Genomic DNA, 16,153 nt, shown 5'->3' on the forward strand with positions numbered 1-16,153 from the left:
CGGGTGTGCGGCAGAAAGGGAAGTGCGGCTCAGCGACGTCGATGTCGGTCCGTCAGCGCGTACGCCGCGAGCAGGCAGAGGCCGCACCCCGGCACCCAGGCGAGCTGGTACCAGTAGAAGAACGGCGTCCCGGCCAGCCGCGGTTCGGCACCGGCGTACCAGGGGACCCACAGCAGACCTGCGGCGGGCGCGAGAAGCAGTACGGCGATCACGACGCGCCGTAGCCGGTGATGACCGGTCCGTGCCATGACCTGCGCTCCTCTCCCCCTCGCTGTCGGTCTGTGCAAGAGTTGCCCACCCCCGCGAACCGGTTGACAACGAATTTCCAGGAAATTTCCCGCCGGTTCCCTGTCCTCCGATCCGGCGGCTCGCGCAACCAAGACGCGAGGGAACAGGCACACCAAGGACGGTGACCCATGGCCGACGGCGCCATGACCGCGACGTTTCTCGCCGTGATCGGCGGAGCGTCGCTGCTCGCCGTGACCGCGCGGCGCCTGCACCCGAGCGAGAAGCTGCCGTCCCTGGAGGGCTGGGCGCTGGCCGACCGCAGCCTCGGCCCGGTGTGGACCTGGCTGCTGCTCGGCGGCACGATCTTCACCGCGTACACCTTCGCCGCCATACCGGGGCTGGCGTACGGCAACGGCGCGCCCGCCTTCTTCGCGGTGCCCTACACCGTCATCGTCTGCCCGATCGCCTTCGTGCTGCTGAGCCGTCTGTGGAGCGTCGCCCGCCGGCACGGCTACGTGACGGTGGCCGACTTCGTGCGCGGCCGGTACGGCTCGGCGCCGCTGGCCCTGGTGGTCGCGCTGACCGGGATCCTCGCGACGATGCCGTACCTCGCGCTCCAACTGCTCGGCATCCGGGCGGTGCTGACGGCAGGGGGTCTGTATCCGCGGGGCGCGGCCGGTGATCTGGTGATGGTGGCGCTGTTCGCCGGGCTGGCGGTCGCCACCTACCGGCACGGGCTGCGCGCCCCCACCGTCATCTCCGCGCTCAAGGCCGTGGCCGTCTTCGTCTCGCTGACCGCGGTGACCTGGCTGGTCCTGGCCCGGCTCGGCGGCCCGGGTGCCGTCTTCGACGGCGCGGCCGAGCGCCTCGGCGGCCCGGCGCTGCTCCTCACCCCCGAGCAGCAGCCCGCCTATGCCACCCTCGCCCTCGGCTCCGCGCTCGCCCTGCTGATGTACCCGCACGTGCTGACCGCCGGTTTCGCCGCCGACGGCCCGCGGACGCTGCGCAAGGTGTCGGTGGCGCTGCCCGCCTGGACGGGGCTGCTCGCCCTCTTCGGCTTCCTCGGCATCGCGGCACTCGCGACGGGCGTCCGCGCCCCGGCAGGCGGCGCCGAGGCCGCTGTACCGATGCTGGTCGACCGGCTGATGCCGGCGCCGCTGGCCGGGCTGGTGTTCGGGGCGATCACCGTGGGGGCGCTGGTCCCGGCGGCGGTGATGTCGATCGCGGCGGCCACCAGCTTCGTGCGCAACGTGTACGTCGAGTACGTCCACCCGACGGCCACGCCCAAGCGGCAGGTGCGCATCGCCAAGGCGGTGTCACTCACCGCGAAGGTGGGCGCGGTGGCGTTCGTGTTCGGGCTGCGCGACCAGGACGCCATCAACCTCCAGCTCCTCGGCGGAGTCTGGATCCTGCAGATCTTCCCGGCCGTCGCGGTGGGGCTGTTCACCGGGCGGCTGCATCCGCGGGCGCTGCTCGCCGGGTGGGGCGTGGGCATGGTGGCCGGGACCTTCATGGTCGTACAGGAGGGCTTCTCGTCGGTCGTGCCCCTCGGCGGCGGGCCGGAGATCTACGCCGGTCTCGCCGCCCTGTTCCTCAACCTGACCGTCGCCGTGGCCGGGACCGCGGTGCTCCAACGCCTCGGCGTCCCGCGCGGCGCCGATCTGACCGACCTGCCGTCACGCCTGAGCCTCGGACGGCGCCCCGAGACGGGAGCGAGCAACCCGTGAGACACCAACGAGACGCACTGCATCTGCCTGCGGCTCCGCCACCCGGCGGGGACGCGGTACCCGCCGCGCCCCTCGCCCCCGCGGCGAGCGATCCGGCCGACCTGGAGCGCGAGGCCGGTCTTGCCCGCCTGTTCGAGCTGCACTACTCCTCGATGCTGCGCCTCGCCGTCCTCCTCGGGGCCGACGACCCGGAGAACGTGGTCGCGGAGGCCTACTACCAGATCTACCGGAAGTGGCGGCGCCTCAGGGACATCGAGGCGGCGGAGGCGTATCTGCGCTCCACCGTGTGCAATCTGACGCGGATGCGGATACGGCATCTCCAAGTGGCCCGCAAGCACGTCGAGAAGCCGGCCGACGAACTCGTCGCGTCCGCCGAGAGCACCGCGCTCCTGCAGGACGACCAGCGTGTGCTGATCGACGCGCTCCAACAGTTGCCGGCCCGGCAGCGTGAGGCGCTGGTACTGCGGCACTGGCTCGGACTGAAGGAGAGCGAGATCGCCGCGGCGATGGGAATCTCCTGCGGATCCGTCAAGACCCATACGGCGCGCGGTCTCGCCGCCCTGACCCAGGCGATGGAGGCCCGGCGATGACGCATCGAGACGCGACCGAGTCGCACGGCACCAGTGCGGACCGCACTGAGCGGGAACTGCGCGAGGCGCTCTCGGCGCTCGCCGACGGGGTGCGGGCGGCGCCCGACGCCTACCGCACGGCGCGCGGCGAGTGGCTGCGCCGGGAACGCCGGCGTCGGCTCGTCCTCGCCGTGCTGATCGCGGTGGTGTTCGCCCTGGCCACCCTGATCGGGCTCTGGGTCCTCAACCAGACCCCGGCGGAGCACGGCGTGATCTTCTCCGGCACGGGATCCCAGGCGGGCGTCTCACTCCCCGGGCCCCCGTAGGACACGTCACTCCCCCGGCCCCGCCCCTGATTGGCCCACCGGCCCTTGGGGAACCCGCAATTGCGTGCACCCGCGCATCGAGGACTACGCCCTCATCGGCGACGAGCAGACGGCCGCCCTGATCGGCAGGGACGGGTCGGTCGACTGGCTGTGTCTGCCCCGCTTCGACTCGGGAGCCTGCTTCGCCAGACTCCTGGGCGACGAGGACAACGGCCACTGGCGCATCGCCCCCAAGGACGCGCAGGGCCCCTGCACCCGCCGTGCCTACCGCCGGGACACCCTGGTGCTGGACACCGAGTGGGAGACCGACGAGGGCGCGATCCGCGTCACCGACCTGATGCCCCAACGCGACCGCGCCCCCGACCTCGTACGCATCGTCGAGGGCCTCAGCGGCCGGGTCACCGTACACAGCACCCTGCGGATCCGCTTCGACTACGGCTCGCTCGTGCCCTGGGTGCGCGAGTCCGACGGGCAGCGGGTGGCCGTGGCCGGACCGGACGCGGTCTGGCTGCGCAGCGAACCCGAGGTGCGCACCTGGGGCGAGAACTTCGGTACGCACTCGGAGTTCACGGTCGAAAAGGGAGAGAAGGTCGCCTTCGTCCTCACCTGGCATCCCTCGCACGAGCCGCGCCCGCCGCTCGTCGACGCGTACAAGGCGTTGCACAGCAGCGTCCGGGACTGGCGGCACTGGGTGAAGCACTGCCGTTACGACGGCCCGTACCGGGACGCCGTGGTCCGTTCCCTGATCACCCTCAAGGCCCTCACCTACCGGCCGACCGGCGGCATCGTCGCCGCCCCCACCACCTCGCTGCCCGAGGCGCTCGGTGGGGTGCGCAACTGGGACTACCGCTACTGCTGGCTGCGCGACTCCACCCTCCTGCTGAACGTGGGACTGTCGGCCGGCTACCGGGAGGAGGCCGAGGCCTGGCGCGACTGGCTGCTGCGCGCGGTCGCCGGTGACCCGGCCGACCTCCAGATCATGTACGGCCTTGCGGGCGAGCGGCGGCTGCCCGAGTTCGAGGTGCCGTGGCTGTCCGGCTTCGCCGGCTCCGCTCCCGTACGCATCGGCAACGAGGCCGTGAAACAGCTCCAGTTGGACGTGTACGGCGAGGTCATGGACACGCTGGCACTGGCACGGCAGGCGGGCCTGCCCATCAAGCCGCACATGTGGGCGATCCAGTCCTCCCTGATGGAGTGGCTGGAGACGGAGTGGCGGCAGCCGGACGAGGGGCTGTGGGAGGTGCGCGGCGGGCGCCGGCACTTCGTGCACTCCAAGGTGATGGTGTGGGTGGCCGCCGACCGCGCCGTGCGCACCCTGGAGCAGAACCCGCACCTCGAGGGCGACCTCGAAGGCTGGCGGGCGATGCGCGACGAGGTGCATCGCGAGGTGTGCGAGAAGGGCTACGACGCCGAGCGGAACACCTTCACACAGTCCTACGGCTCCCGTGAACTCGACGCGGCACTGCTGCTCATCCCGCGTGTGGGCTTCCTTCCGCCGGACGATCCGCGTGTCGTCGGCACCATCGACGCGATCCGCGCCGAGCTCAGCCACCAGGGCTTCCTGCGCCGCTACAGCACCGACGGGACGACCGTCGACGGGCTGCCCGGCGACGAGGGCACCTTCCTGGCGTGCTCGTTCTGGCTCGCTGAGGCCCTGCACATGACGGGGCGTACGCGCGAGGCACGGGAGCTGTTCGACCGGCTGGCGGGCCTGGCGAACGACGTGGGCCTGCTGTCCGAGGAGTACGACCCGGTGACCGACCGCCAGCTCGGCAACTTCCCGCAGGCCTTCAGTCACATCGGCCTGGTGAACACCGCCCTCGCCCTGTTCGGGGACGACGGGGCAGGATAGGGACCATGGATCTTGGACTTAAGGACCGGGTGTACGTCGTCACGGGGGCCACCCGTGGGCTGGGCAACGCGGCGGCGCGTGAGCTCGCGGCCGACGGGGCGAAGGTCGTGCTGACCGGCAGGGACGAGAAGCGTGCCGTCGACGCCGCCGCCGAGCTGGGGCCGAACGCGTTCGGGGCGGGCATCGACAACGCCGACCCGGAGGCGCCCGCCCGGCTCATCGCCGCCGCGCGGGAAAGGTTCGGCGGCTTCCACGGCATCTTCATCAGTGTGGGCGGGCCGCCGGCCGGGTTTGTCGCCGACAACTCCGACGAACAATGGCAGTCGGCGTTCGAGTCGGTGTTCCTGGGCGCGGTCCGGCTGGCCCGGGCGGCGGCGGCCGAGCTCGACGACGGCGGGGTCATCGGATTCGTGCTGTCGGGCTCGGTGCACGAGCCGATTCCGGGGCTGACGATTTCCAATGGACTACGGCCCGGGCTGGCCGGTTTCGCGAAGTCCCTCGCGGACGAGTTGGGGCCGCGGGGCATTCGCGTGGTGGGCCTCCTTCCGGCACGTATCGACACGGACCGGGTACGGGAGCTGGACGGGATGTCGGCCGATCCGGAGGCGACGCGGGCCGCGAACGAGGCGCGGATTCCGTTGCGCCGATATGGCACTCCGGAGGAGTTCGGGCGTACGGCCGCGTTCTTGTTGTCTCCGGCGGCTTCCTATTTGACGGGAATCATGGTGCCGGTGGACGGCGGAATGCGGCACGGATTCTGAGGGCGCCGTCAAGTCACCCTTTCCGCACGGTGTTTGACGCCCCGCAGCCGGACGTCCGTCGGCAGTGCCGCGAGGCCCGCTGAATTGCGCGCGTGGGCCAGGGCCTGTTCGGTGAGGCCGTTCAGGGCGGCCCCCGGGTCCACGTGCGGTTGCAGCAGGAGGCGCGCCCGGGCCTCGGGGGCGCCCCGGCTGCCGGTCAGGTGGACCTGGGCCCGCTGGACGCCCTCCAGGCCCGCCGCCTCGCTCGACAGGACGCCCTCCAGGGCCCGGCCCCGCAGCAGCGCGCCCTCGCCGTCGCCGGTGTCGACCAGGACCTCGGTGAGCCGGCGCCGGCGCAGGACCGAGGTCAGCCACCACAGGGCTAGCAGGACCAGGACGGCCAGCACGGCGATCACGGTCGGCCACCACCAGCCGTCGTCCCGCCAGCGGGTCCGCTCGGCATCGCTGAGCAGCACGTCGTGCCGGCTGTCGTGGATCCACCAGGACGGGGGGTCGAGACCGAGCCCCACGGCCAGCACGGAACCGCCGATCACGAGCAGCACGAGACCGACGAGCCCGATCAGCACCCGGTTGACCACCCTGAGCACGGCCTCACCCCTTCCGTCCGAGCCGCCGCACATGCACCGACAGCGAGGGCGGGCGGGACAGCCCCAGGCCCCTGATCGCGTCGGCGAGCGTGGCGTCCAGGTCGGCGCGTACCTCGTCCAGTTCGCGGAAGTGCGAGACGGCGCGGACGTCGGCACGCCGGCGGCGGACCCGCACCCGTACCGACTGGACGCCGGAGACCTCCACGGCCCGGTCGCGCAGGACCAGGGCGGCGAGGTCGCGGTGGAGGCCGGCGCGTACGTCGGGGTGGGTGCGGCGCATCGGCAGGACGGAGCGCAGGCCGGGGGTCACGGCCAGGACGAGGAGCCAGAGGCCGAGGACGGCGGCGACGCCAGCGCCGACGAGCACCCAGATGTCGTCGAGCGGGCGGTCGGCGAGTTGGTGGGCCAGTTCCCGGCGCCAGTACATGGGCGGCCGGTCGGCGCGCACGGACGCGATGTCGTACAGGAAGAAGCCAGCCCCGAGCGCCAGCACCAGCGCCGTGATCGCGGCCGGGACACGCCGTGCCGACCAGAAACGGCCGTCGCCGCGGCGCTTGTAGTCGACCGGGGGCGGGGGGTCGTAGTCCCCCGCTGCCTTGAAGGCGTGGGAGGTGCCCCCATCTGCGGACGCCGACTGGTCGAGGGGGTCGGGACCGGTCTCCTTCTCGATGACCGGCAGTCGTTGTGTGGTGCCTTCGGAACCCTGGGACTCGCTCATCGCGTCCTCCCTGCCGCGCCCTGCCCGCGCGCCGGGTGCAGCCGCTCCACGTGCACGGCGACCTCCGGCACCTCCATGCCCACCAACGCGCCTACCCGCTCCACGACATGCCGACGCACGGTCGCGCACCGGGAGCCGATGTCGCAGGGGTAGTCCAGTTCGACATGGACGCGGACCCGGGCGGCGTCCACGGGCGTCCCGTCCCCGGCCTGCGGCCGGACGACGACGTCGGCGTACGGCCGGGCGGCGCCCTCGGGCAGCCCGCCGACCGCCTCGCGAGCGGCCTGTGAGGCGATCTTCGCCACGACCCGGTCGGCGATCCGGGTCGCCCCTCGCTCACCGGGTGGGACGGCGTACGGCGCGCTGCCGAGTTCCGTGGCCCCACCGCTCACCGACGTCACCGCCGCCGTTCGTCACGCTGCCGGAAGAAGTCACCGAGCTCCCAGTCCCCCTCCAGGAACCGCCCGGTGACGAAACCGACGGCACCCAGGGCCGCCACCAGCAGGAAGGCGCCGAACCCACCGAAGTACCCGGCGAATCCCAGTGCCATGCCGGCGATCATGCCGACCACGGCCATGCTCATGATGCGCTCCTCAGCTCATCGCTCCCCGGCTACTTGCGGCCACTGCGTCGTCCGGCCGCCGACGGATCACTGGATCCGGCGCTCCGGTTCCTCTTCCTCTTCTTCCGGCAGCTTCACATCACTCACCGCGATGTTGACCTCGACGACTTCGAGCCCGGTCATCCGTTCCACGGCGTTGATCACGTTCTCGCGCACGTCACGCGCGACGTCGGCGATGGAGACGCCGTACTCGACGACGATCTCCAGGTCGAGCGCGGCCTGTACCTCGCCGACCTCGGCCTTCACTCCGCGCGTCACCGACTTCGTCGTCCCGCCCGGCACCCGGTCGCGCACGGCCCCGAAGGTCCGCGAGATCCCGCTGCCCATGGCGTGCACACCGTCCACATCGCGTGCGGCCATCCCGGCGATCTTCTCCACGACGCCGTCCGCGATGGTCGTCCGGCCCCGGGCGCCGGGGTCTCCCCCACCGCGCTTGGTGACCTGGGTCCTGCGTGAGGTGGCGGCCTCGGCCTCCGTCCCCCGGTTCTGGTCCGTCGTCTCAGTCATGGCCGTTCGTCCTTTTCGGTTGCGGTCCCTCGACCACCGTAAGCACGGTTGCGCGATCGCGCCCCAGGGATGGGGCAGGCTGGAGGAATGACGACGGCGGACCGGTGGACGCAGGCAGTGCGGCAGCAGATCGGGCTCGGCAGACTGCTGCCCCTGGGCGGCGCGCGCGACGGCGCGTGGATCTCCGAGAGGGCGGCCGAGGCGGCGCTGCGGCGCGCGGCCGAGGACATGCGCGGGGTACGGCTGGAAGCGCTCCGGATCGCCCTCGCCGACCCGGAGGAGACGTACGAGGCCGCCGTACCGCCGCCGCCGAGCGCTCTGTCACCGGGCCCGCTGCGGGTGAGGGCGGACTTCGCGGCGACGGCGGCCCAGGCGCTGCCGGTGACGGCGGACCGGCTGCGGGAGCTGCTGGCCGCCACGGCCACGGAACGCCTGGGCCTGACGGTGAGCGAGGTGGACCTGCGGGTGACGGAGCTCCTCGACGAGGACGCCGAACCGTCACCCGTACGGCGGCCGGAGCCGACGCGGGCCGCCGAGCCCGGGAACCCCGACGAGGAGCGCGTCGCCGCCGTCACCCTGGCGGTGCCCGGGGTGACCCGGCTGACGGGCGTGCTGGGCGGGTCGAGCCGTGCGGTGCACATCGAGGAACGGCGCGACGGGACGGCCCTGCCGCGTCGGCATGTGCGGGTGGAGCTCGCGGTGAGCGCGGACCACCGGGCCGTTGAGGTGGCCCGGGAGGTCCGTGCGAGGGTGCACGAGGCGCTGGTGGATCACCCGACGGTGGCCGTACTGGTCACGGCCGTCGGTTGATCGGCGCGGCGTTATTCGCCGAGGCCTGCCAGGTCCCGCAGCCGGCGCGCCTGCGCGGCCCGCTCGGCGCCGCGCTGCTCGTCGTAGGTGCGGTCCACGGCACCGCGCAGCAGCGCCTTGGTCTCGATCACCGCGTCCCGCGGCGCGGCCACGATCGCGCCCGCCAGATCCCGTACGGCGTCGTCGAGTTGGTCGACGGGCACCGCGAGGTTGGCCAGCCCGCTGCTGACGGCCTCCTCGGCCGTGACGAAGCGGCCCGTGACGCAGATCTCCAGCGCGCGGCCGTATCCGACCAGCCCGACCAGCGGGTGGGTACCCGTCAGGTCCGGCACCAGCCCGAGGCTGGTCTCGCGCATGGCGAACTGCACGTCGTCCGCGACGACGCGCACGTCACAGGCGAGCGCGAGCTGGAAGCCCGCACCGATGGCATGCCCCTGTACGGCGGCGATGGACACGACGTCGTTGCGCCGCCACCAGGTGAAGCCCTCCTGGAACTCGGCGATGACAGCGTCGAGTTCACCGTCGCTGCTGCGCGCCAGTTCGATGAACGAGGGCTCGCCCTCGATCCCGTCAGGCGTGAACATCCGCCGGTCGAGGCCGGCGGAGAAGGACTTGCCCTCACCGCGCAGCACGACGACCCGCACGCTGCCCGGAACGGCGCGCCCGGCCTCGGCGAGCGTCCGCCACATGGCGGGGCTCTGTGCGTTGCGCTTGGCCGGGTTGGTCAGCGTCACCGTGGCGATAGCGCCGTCGACGACGAGCCGTACGCCGTTCTTGTCGAGCAGGGGTGCGTGTTCCTGGTCGGGCGAAGCCATGGGGCGCCTCCGATGAGTGCGGTCATCATGGGATGCCCGGAAGGGCACCCCCTAAGTGACTGCACAGTAACCACCCGGTCGATCAGCCGACCGACCGGGTGGCCACCATCGAAGCCGATGGGCCGCCCGCGATCAGCCTGCGGCCTTCTTGCCTCGTGTCGCGCCGCCACGCCCACGAAGCGTGACGCCGGACTCGCTGAGCATCCGGTGAACGAAGCCATACGAGCGGCCGGTTTCCTCGGCCAGCGCCCGAATGCTCGCACCGGAGTCGTACTTCTTCTTCAGGTCTGCCGCGAGCTTGTCGCGCGCGGCGCCGGTTACCCGGCTGCCCTTCTTCAGAGTCTCGGCCACCCGTGCCTCCTCATGGGAAGTGCGCTCTGGTCTCCTCATGATCACCCCTCCGGGCCTTCATGGCCACCCATTCGGCAAGGTCCGTGAGACAAGGTTTTGACGACAGGAGCACATCCCCACAAGCGGAATACGGGGTTCCGTCGGGAGTTGTCCGTACGGCCGAACGGGTTCTTTTGAGAAGCCCCAGGTCAGAGCAGCACGACGGCCGAGCCCTTGTCGATAAAGGACTCGGCCGCGAATTCGATGTAGCACACACCTCGGTACGAGGAGATCTCACACAGATGATGGATCACGGATGGGCCGAATGATCCATAGCCCGGTGATCACGCATTCGATCAAGCGAGGGCGACGAGATCCGCGTAATCCGCGCCCCACAGGTCCTCGACGCCGTCCGGCAGCAGAATGATCCGCTCCGGCTGGAGCGCCTCGACGGCGCCCTCGTCGTGGGTGACGAGCACGACGGCGCCCTTGTAGGTGCGCAGCGCGCCGAGGATCTCCTCGCGGCTGGCCGGATCGAGGTTGTTCGTCGGCTCGTCGAGGAGCAGGACGTTCGCCGAGGACACCACCAGGGTGGCGAGGGCCAGGCGGGTCTTCTCGCCGCCGGAGAGGACACCGGCGGGCTTGTCGACGTCGTCGCCGGAGAACAGGAACGAGCCGAGCACCTTGCGGACCTCGACGAGGTCCATGTCCGGGGCGGACGAGCGCATGTTCTCCAGGACCGTGCGGTCGGGGTCCAGGGTCTCGTGCTCCTGGGCGTAGTACCCGATCTTGAGGCCGTGGCCGGGGACGACGGCGCCCGTGTCGGGCTGTTCGGCGCCGGCCAGGAGCCGCAACAGAGTGGTCTTGCCCGCGCCGTTGAGGCCGAGGATGACGACCCGGGAGCCCTTGTCGATCGCCAGGTCGACGTCGGTGAAGATCTCCAGGGAGCCGTAGGACTTCGACAGGCCCTCGGCTGTCAGCGGGGTCTTGCCACAGGGCGCGGGCTCCGGGAAGCGGAGCTTGGCGACCTTGTCGGAGACCCGGACCGCCTCGAGTCCGGCGAGCAGCCGGTCGGCGCGCTTGGCCATGTTCTGCGCGGCGACCGTCTTGGTGGCCTTGGCGCGCATCTTGTCGGCCTGCGAGTGCAGAGCGGCGGCCTTCTTCTCGGCGTTCTGCCGCTCGCGCTTGCGGCGCTTCTCGTCGGCCTCGCGCTGCTGCTGGTAGAGCTTCCAGCCCATGTTGTAGACATCGATCTGGGCGCGGTTGGCGTCCAGGTAGAACACCTTGTTGACGACCGTCTCGACCAGGTCGACGTCGTGGGAGATCACGATGAAGCCGCCGCGGTAGGTCTTGAGGTAGTCGCGCAGCCAGACGATCGAGTCCGCGTCGAGGTGGTTGGTCGGCTCGTCGAGCAGCAGCGTGTCGGCGTCCGAGAACAGGATGCGGGCGAGCTCGATACGGCGGCGCTGACCACCGGAGAGCGTGTGCAGGGGCTGGCCGAGCACCCGATCGGGCAGGTTGAGCGCGGCGGCGATGGTGGCGGCCTCGGCCTCGGCGGCGTACCCGCCCTTGGTGAGGAACTCCGTCTCCTGGCGCTCGTACTGCTTCAGCGCCTTCTCGCGGGTCGCGCCCTGGCCGACCGCGATGCGCTGTTCGTTCTCGCGCATCTTGCGGATCAGTACGTCCAGGCCGCGCGCGGACAGGACGCGGTCACGGGCGAGGACGTCGAGGTCGCCGGTGCGGGGGTCCTGCGGGAGGTAGCCGACCTCGCCGGAGCGGGTGATGGTGCCGCCGGCGGGGATGCCCTCGCCGGCGAGGCACTTGGTGAGGGTCGTCTTGCCGGCGCCGTTGCGGCCGACGAGGCCGATGCGGTCACCCTTGGCGACGCGGAAGGTCGCGGACTCGATGAGGACGCGCGCACCGGCGCGCAGCTCGATACCGGAGGCGGAGATCACGGACAGACTCCAGGGCGGGGGTAGGTGGCGGGATGGGCGGCTGAGGACGTTCCCGCCGTCTAATGCGCGAGGAGAATGGCCATACGGCCAGTCTAACGGGGCTGTGCAAGCACTTTTTCTGGGTCCGGGTGTTCGAGACGGGGTCTTCCGTCTCCCGGGTCGTCCTCGTCGGGCACCTCGCTGCCGAGCGGTCCGCGGCGCGGGGCGATCCGCCCCAGGTCGTCCAGGGCGACGAGCTGCGCGGTCCAGGCCGCGCTGGGGCAGGGCCGGGCGACGATGAGCGACTTGGTGTGATGTACGGCACGTCGGGGCTGGAAGCCGCAGCCGTCGCTCGCGGGCAGCACGTGCGCAGGTCACCGTCGGCTATGCGGTGGGCGGCGCAAAGCCGCGGGGTGACGACGGCCGGCCTGCCGCGGCCGAGGAGGCGCCGGTGCGGGTCGTGGGCCCGGAGGGCGTCGCCGTCGGTGCGGAGCCGTGGGGCCGCGTGCGGCACGCGTGCAGGGCCGTGTGAGGGACCGTGAGCTGGTCGCCTCAGGGGGGGTGGGGCGGGCGTGGGGGCGAGGGCCAGGAGCGGGATCACGTCGAGGAGGGCGTACAGGGGCGCCGGCAGTCGGAAGCGGATCGCCGCCTTGCCCCCCTCGGAACCCGTCTCGGGACCTTACGGCCTCACCCAGGCGATCCACTGCCCGCGGATCCGGCGCAGCGCGTAGCCAGGCCCGAGGCGGCCGGCGGGGCATCCGGTGACGACACATCGGCGGGGTATGGGTCCGTCCCTCGTTCGGCCGCTGCCGGGGCCCGGCTCGACCGGCCGTTGTCAGTGGTCGCTGCGAGACTGGGGATCGGGTGGGAATCCCGGCCGGTGGCGGCGAGGGAGCACATGGGTCACAAGGGAGTGATCGGCATGGCAGGTACGAGCGGTGGGCGTCCGAGCGTCTATCCCACGGTGCTCTACGCGGACGCGAAGGCGGCGATCAAGCAGCTCACGGAGGCCTTCGGGTTCACGGCGCTGGCGGTGTACGAGGGCGAGGACGGCTCAGTGGGCCATGCCGAGCTGGCGCAGGGGAACGGCGTGGTGATGCTCGGTTCCAAGGGCACCGGCAGCACCTTCGACAAGGTGATGAAGGACGCGGGGACGACCGGGGTGTACGTCGTCGTGGAGGACGTCGACGCACACCACCGGCGGGCCGTGGAGCAGGGCGCGGAGATCCTGATGCCCCCGACGGACCAGGACTACGGCTCGCGGGACTACATGGCCCGGGACCGCGAGGGCAACGTGTGGAGCTTCGGCACGTACACCCCCGACCTGGACCCGAGATAGCGGGCTGAGCGCCGGGGTCCGGCTCCGGCCCGCTCAGCTCCCTCCGGTGTGCACCTGGAAGGCGGCGCGGCGTACGGCCTTGGCGAGGGCGGGGTCGGGGTGCGCGGCGGCGAGCGCGACCAGCACCTGCACGGTGCGGGGATGCCCGACGGCACGCACCTCGTCCAGGAGCATCGGCACCGTCGGCTGCACCGCGGACTCCAGGTGCCGTACGAGCATCGGGGCCTCGCCGTGGTCGGCGACGGCGGCGGCGGTGTCGACCCACAGCCAGGTGGCCTCGTCGCGGGTCAGCACCTCGTGGGCGTCCTCGGGGTCGATGCCGTCGTGCTCGGCGAGCCACAGCAGGGCGTACGGCCGCAGGGTCGGCTCGTCCACGACGGCCCGTACGTCGGGCTCGGCCGGGGCGCCGACGACGCGCAGCGCCTCGAACGCGAGGCCGCGCAGGAGGGCGTCGTCACCGCGGGCGGCGCCGAGGAGTTCGGTGACGGCGCTGCCGACGGGGCGGGCGGCGAGCCAGGCGCGGTACTCGTCGCGGGCGGCGTTCGGGCGGAGCTGGGCACAGCCGCGGAGCATGTCCTCGGCCGCCTGCTCGATGTTCCCGGCGGGGCTCTGCGCGGCGACGCAGATCTGCTCCAGCTTGACCCAGACCGCCCAGTTGCCGAGCGGGGTGAGGGTGGCCTGTCCGTCGCCGTAGGTGAGGGCTCCGACGGAGGCGAGCGCGTGCAGGGCCCAGTCGAGGAGGGGGGCGAGGGGCGCGTCCTCGGGGTCCTCGGTGGGCGGCGCGTCGGGGAGGGGCTCGGGCTGCGGTCCGTAGGGGATCTCGCAGCGTTCGGTGCGCAGTTCGGTGACGCGCTGTTCCAGCAGGTCCAGGAGCTGCTCCACGGGGACGGGCCCGGCGGACAGCTGGAGGAAGGAGAGCACCTGGGGCAGGGCCGAGACGACGTCGGACACGGCGCCGTGGGCGTGCTGCTCCGGTTCCGGGTGGGCGAGCGACCAGGCGTCGAAGAGGGCGACCCAGCCGCGCAGCACGGCGCTGTCGTCGCGGTCCCAGGCGCGCAGCCGCCAGCCGGGGCGGGCGCTGTCGCCGTGCACCTCGACGAGGCCGGCGAGCCGGGCGGTGTCCCAGTCGGCGCGGACCTGAGCCACGGTCAGGCCGAGGTCCTGGGCCGCGCGTTCGGCGGTCGCGTCGGAGAGGGTGCCCTTGCCGTCGGGGCTCGCGCCGTCCCGGCCGGGGCGCAGCGCGGCGTCCGCCCAGTGGGCGACCCGGGCCGCCGCGGCCAGACCCGAGCGTGCCATTCTGGCCAGCTCGGAGCGGGCCGGTGTGCCCTCCGGAGGGCGGGGTGCGGGGCGGCGCGGGCGCCGCTGGTTCACAGCTCTGGGGGCGGCGGCCAGGGGTCGCGGGCGGACGAGTCGAAGCCTGGAGTCGCGCGGGATACGGGACGTCACGGGTGCAGTCTTCCGGTTGACGGTCCGAAAACCCAAACGGAATGTCACGAGGGGCTACGGGGATGGCCAACGCACGGGGTCCGGCGAGCGGCGAGGGACGCAGAACAGGCCAGTGGTACGGGGTTAAACGGAATCCGAGCGACCGGTGCTGTCGGCAGGCTGTCGACAGCAGGCGGGTGCGGGTCCGGCGGCGTCACATCAGCGGTGTCATGAAGCGGCGCAGGGCCTCCTCGTAGGACTCCGGGTCGGCGTTCCACATGGCGGCGTGGGGGGCGCCCTCGACCGTGCGGAGGGCCACCAGGTTGGGGTGGGCGTCGGCGAGACGGCGGGAGAGGCTCCAGGGGGCCACCCGGTCCTCGGGACCGTGGAAGATCAGGGTCGGCACGGTGAGCGGCTCGGGGGCGCCGTCGCCGGTGAAGTGGTCGGCGCTCAGTCCGGTGCGGCCCTGTGCGGCGCGGACCGCGAGCGGCAGCAGCGGGCCCGGGGTGTGGCGGGCCCTGGCGAGGGCGCGCAGGGTGGTCTCCCAGCTGAGGACCGGGGAGTCCAGGACGAGGCCCGAGACCCGGTCCCGCAGGCCCGAGTGCGCGGCGGCGCGCAGTGCCATCGTGGCGCCGGTGGACCAGCCGAGCAGGACGAGTTGCCGGGCGCCGTACCGCACGGCGTAGCGCATCGCCGCGTCCAGGTCGCGCCACTCGGTCTCGCCGAGGTGGCCCAGGCCGTCCGGTGGGCGGGGTGCGCCGAGGTCGCCGCGGTAGGCGAGGGCGAGGACCGGGAAGTGGCGGCCGCTGAGGAACTCCATGAGGTTCATGGCCTGTTCGCGGGTGGTGCCGAGGCCGTGCACCGCGATGACCCAGGTGTCCCGGGCGCCGGGGACGAACCAGGCGGGCAGGGGGCCGAGTTCGCCCGGGATGTCGATGTCGGCGTGGTCGAGGCCGAGGGCGGCGCTCGGGTTGCCGACGTGGACGTTCGGGGTGAGCCAGACGCTGTCGCCGGGTTCGAGGGTGCCGTGGGTGACGCGCTCCAGACGGCGTACGACGGTGTCGGCCGAGTGCTTCGCCGTGACGAGGACGGGGCCGACGACCGCGTGCGAGGCGTCGCCGGAGAGGCCGTAGGTGCCCGGTCGCAGGGAGGCGAGGTCGCGGGTGAGGGCGATCTGGCCGGCGGCCGTGGCGTGCACGGTGAGCCGGGGTTCGGTGGGCAGGGGGCGGCCGGCGGGGGCCGTCAGCGCGGCACCACTGGCGAACCGCCCGGCGGCGACGCTCGCGGCGCCGGCGGCCAGTGCCACGGTGACGGCGGCGGCCGTCGCTTTGACTGTGCGCACCTGTCCAGTGTCCGGGCGGACGGGGGGTGGGGCCAGCGGGAGGGCGACTTGGTGTGAGGGGCGGGTGGTGGGGGCGCCGGCATTTTCCTCGCCCCCGCCGCCCCTACCCGTCCCGTCCCTGGGGGCTGCCGCCCCCAGACCCCCGCCATCGGCCCTGCGGGCCTCGTCCTCAAACGCCGGACGGGCTGGAAATCCAGCCCCGGCGTAGCGCCCTGCGGGTGGGTGGGGGCTCGGGATGGCAATGGCTCGTCCTCGAACGGC

The 16,153-nt window shown here is 72.4% G+C and carries 19 protein-coding genes; 7 read left to right on the forward strand and 12 right to left on the reverse strand.

All coding sequences use genetic code 11. From position 1 onward, the window contains the following. Nucleotides 1-29: 29 nt before the first annotated feature. Nucleotides 30-248, reverse strand: a complete 219-nt coding sequence (locus tag ACZ4UU_RS00225; RefSeq protein ID WP_468035484.1) for a DUF3311 domain-containing protein — start codon at nt 246-248, stop codon at nt 30-32. 168 nt (nt 249-416) lie between these two features. Here ACZ4UU_RS00225 and ACZ4UU_RS00230 point away from each other — a divergent pair, with 168 nt between their 5' ends. From ACZ4UU_RS00230 to ACZ4UU_RS00250, 5 genes are all read left to right on the forward strand, one after another. Continuing rightward, nucleotides 417-1,955: a sodium:solute symporter family protein gene (locus tag ACZ4UU_RS00230; protein ID WP_468035486.1), complete on the forward strand. Its 1,539-nt coding sequence runs from the start codon at nt 417-419 to the stop codon at nt 1,953-1,955. 17 nt (nt 1,956-1,972) lie between these two features. Further along, nucleotides 1,973-2,545: a sigma-70 family RNA polymerase sigma factor gene (locus ACZ4UU_RS00235; RefSeq protein ID WP_468036383.1), complete on the forward strand. Its 573-nt coding sequence runs from the start codon at nt 1,973-1,975 to the stop codon at nt 2,543-2,545. Continuing rightward, nucleotides 2,542-2,850: a hypothetical protein gene (locus ACZ4UU_RS00240; RefSeq protein WP_468035488.1), complete on the forward strand. Its 309-nt coding sequence runs from the start codon at nt 2,542-2,544 to the stop codon at nt 2,848-2,850. The genes ACZ4UU_RS00235 and ACZ4UU_RS00240 overlap by 4 nt, the downstream gene beginning before the upstream one ends. Before the next feature lie 64 nt (nt 2,851-2,914). Beyond that, on the forward strand, nt 2,915-4,702 hold the full coding sequence (locus ACZ4UU_RS00245) for a glycoside hydrolase family 15 protein (RefSeq protein ID WP_468035490.1): 1,788 nt from the start codon (nt 2,915-2,917) through the stop codon (nt 4,700-4,702). A gap of 5 nt (nt 4,703-4,707) precedes the next feature. After that, nucleotides 4,708-5,463 carry an SDR family oxidoreductase gene (locus ACZ4UU_RS00250; RefSeq protein WP_468035491.1) on the forward strand — a complete coding sequence of 252 codons (756 nt, stop codon included), beginning with the start codon at nt 4,708-4,710 and terminating at the stop codon, nt 5,461-5,463. Nucleotides 5,464-5,471: 8 nt separating this feature from the next. On the opposite strand, the gene amaP is transcribed toward ACZ4UU_RS00250, so the two are convergent. The 5 genes from amaP to ACZ4UU_RS00275 form a co-directional block, all read right to left on the reverse strand. Continuing rightward, nucleotides 5,472-6,050: an alkaline shock response membrane anchor protein AmaP gene (gene amaP / locus ACZ4UU_RS00255; RefSeq protein WP_468035493.1), complete on the reverse strand. Its 579-nt coding sequence runs from the start codon at nt 6,048-6,050 to the stop codon at nt 5,472-5,474. 4 nt (nt 6,051-6,054) lie between these two features. Then, a complete protein-coding gene (locus tag ACZ4UU_RS00260; protein WP_468035495.1) occupies nt 6,055-6,768 on the reverse strand; it encodes a DUF6286 domain-containing protein in 714 nt (237 codons plus the stop codon). Next, complete coding sequence (locus ACZ4UU_RS00265) at nt 6,765-7,169, reverse strand: Asp23/Gls24 family envelope stress response protein (RefSeq protein WP_468035497.1); 405 nt, start codon at nt 7,167-7,169, stop codon at nt 6,765-6,767. Before ACZ4UU_RS00265 ends, ACZ4UU_RS00260 begins: the two co-directional genes overlap by 4 nt. After that, nucleotides 7,166-7,351: a hypothetical protein gene (locus tag ACZ4UU_RS00270; protein WP_062719301.1), complete on the reverse strand. Its 186-nt coding sequence runs from the start codon at nt 7,349-7,351 to the stop codon at nt 7,166-7,168. Before ACZ4UU_RS00270 ends, ACZ4UU_RS00265 begins: the two co-directional genes overlap by 4 nt. Nucleotides 7,352-7,417: 66 nt before the next feature. Further along, a complete protein-coding gene (locus ACZ4UU_RS00275; protein WP_468035499.1) occupies nt 7,418-7,897 on the reverse strand; it encodes an Asp23/Gls24 family envelope stress response protein in 480 nt (159 codons plus the stop codon). Nucleotides 7,898-7,984: 87 nt separating this feature from the next. On the opposite strand from ACZ4UU_RS00275, the gene ACZ4UU_RS00280 reads away from it, so the two are divergent. Then, a complete protein-coding gene (locus tag ACZ4UU_RS00280) occupies nt 7,985-8,707 on the forward strand; it encodes a nucleopolyhedrovirus P10 family protein (RefSeq protein ID WP_468035501.1) in 723 nt (240 codons plus the stop codon). An 11-nt stretch (nt 8,708-8,718) separates the two neighbouring features. Here the strand turns inward: ACZ4UU_RS00280 and ACZ4UU_RS00285 are convergent, their stop codons facing one another. The 4 genes from ACZ4UU_RS00285 to ACZ4UU_RS00300 all read right to left on the reverse strand — a co-directional run bounded on the left by ACZ4UU_RS00285 (nt 8,719) and on the right by ACZ4UU_RS00300 (nt 12,151). After that, on the reverse strand, nt 8,719-9,522 hold the full coding sequence (locus tag ACZ4UU_RS00285; protein ID WP_468035502.1) for an enoyl-CoA hydratase/isomerase family protein: 804 nt from the start codon (nt 9,520-9,522) through the stop codon (nt 8,719-8,721). A gap of 132 nt (nt 9,523-9,654) precedes the next feature. Further along, nucleotides 9,655-9,873 (reverse strand): helix-turn-helix domain-containing protein, encoded by a 219-nt coding sequence (locus tag ACZ4UU_RS00290; protein WP_019758351.1) that lies wholly within the window; start codon nt 9,871-9,873, stop codon nt 9,655-9,657. 335 nt (nt 9,874-10,208) lie between these two features. Then, entirely contained in the window at nt 10,209-11,807 is a 1,599-nt protein-coding gene (locus ACZ4UU_RS00295) for an ABC-F family ATP-binding cassette domain-containing protein (protein ID WP_468035504.1), read from the reverse strand. A gap of 92 nt (nt 11,808-11,899) precedes the next feature. Next, entirely contained in the window at nt 11,900-12,151 is a 252-nt protein-coding gene (locus tag ACZ4UU_RS00300) for a hypothetical protein (RefSeq protein ID WP_468035506.1), read from the reverse strand. 557 nt (nt 12,152-12,708) lie between these two features. Here ACZ4UU_RS00300 and ACZ4UU_RS00305 point away from each other — a divergent pair. Next, nucleotides 12,709-13,125, forward strand: coding sequence for a VOC family protein (locus ACZ4UU_RS00305; protein WP_468035508.1), 417 nt, complete (start codon nt 12,709-12,711; stop codon nt 13,123-13,125). 33 nt (nt 13,126-13,158) lie between these two features. Here the strand turns inward: ACZ4UU_RS00305 and ACZ4UU_RS00310 are convergent, their stop codons facing one another. Continuing rightward, nucleotides 13,159-14,571: a hypothetical protein gene (locus ACZ4UU_RS00310; protein WP_468035510.1), complete on the reverse strand. Its 1,413-nt coding sequence runs from the start codon at nt 14,569-14,571 to the stop codon at nt 13,159-13,161. A gap of 193 nt (nt 14,572-14,764) precedes the next feature. Beyond that, nucleotides 14,765-15,892 carry an alpha/beta hydrolase gene (locus tag ACZ4UU_RS00315; protein ID WP_468035512.1) on the reverse strand — a complete coding sequence of 376 codons (1,128 nt, stop codon included), beginning with the start codon at nt 15,890-15,892 and terminating at the stop codon, nt 14,765-14,767. Nucleotides 15,893-16,153: the final 261 nt, after the last annotated feature.

This window comes from Streptomyces sp. NPDC028907, assembly GCF_055564995.1.

What these genes read in the sequence shown, in the direction of transcription:
- ACZ4UU_RS00225 (WP_468035484.1), bottom strand. Translation starts at nt 248, where the DNA reads ATGGCACGGACCGGTCATCACCGGCTACGGCGCGTCGTGATCGCCGTA.
- ACZ4UU_RS00230 (WP_468035486.1), top strand. Translation starts at nt 417, where the DNA reads ATGGCCGACGGCGCCATGACCGCGACGTTTCTCGCCGTGATCGGCGGA.
- ACZ4UU_RS00240 (WP_468035488.1), top strand. Translation starts at nt 2,542, where the DNA reads ATGACGCATCGAGACGCGACCGAGTCGCACGGCACCAGTGCGGACCGC.
- ACZ4UU_RS00250 (WP_468035491.1), top strand. Translation starts at nt 4,708, where the DNA reads ATGGATCTTGGACTTAAGGACCGGGTGTACGTCGTCACGGGGGCCACC.
- ACZ4UU_RS00260 (WP_468035495.1), bottom strand. Translation starts at nt 6,768, where the DNA reads ATGAGCGAGTCCCAGGGTTCCGAAGGCACCACACAACGACTGCCGGTC.
- ACZ4UU_RS00270 (WP_062719301.1), bottom strand. Translation starts at nt 7,351, where the DNA reads ATGAGCATGGCCGTGGTCGGCATGATCGCCGGCATGGCACTGGGATTC.
- ACZ4UU_RS00275 (WP_468035499.1), bottom strand. Translation starts at nt 7,897, where the DNA reads ATGACTGAGACGACGGACCAGAACCGGGGGACGGAGGCCGAGGCCGCC.
- ACZ4UU_RS00280 (WP_468035501.1), top strand. Translation starts at nt 7,985, where the DNA reads ATGACGACGGCGGACCGGTGGACGCAGGCAGTGCGGCAGCAGATCGGG.
- ACZ4UU_RS00285 (WP_468035502.1), bottom strand. Translation starts at nt 9,522, where the DNA reads ATGGCTTCGCCCGACCAGGAACACGCACCCCTGCTCGACAAGAACGGC.
- ACZ4UU_RS00305 (WP_468035508.1), top strand. Translation starts at nt 12,709, where the DNA reads ATGGCAGGTACGAGCGGTGGGCGTCCGAGCGTCTATCCCACGGTGCTC.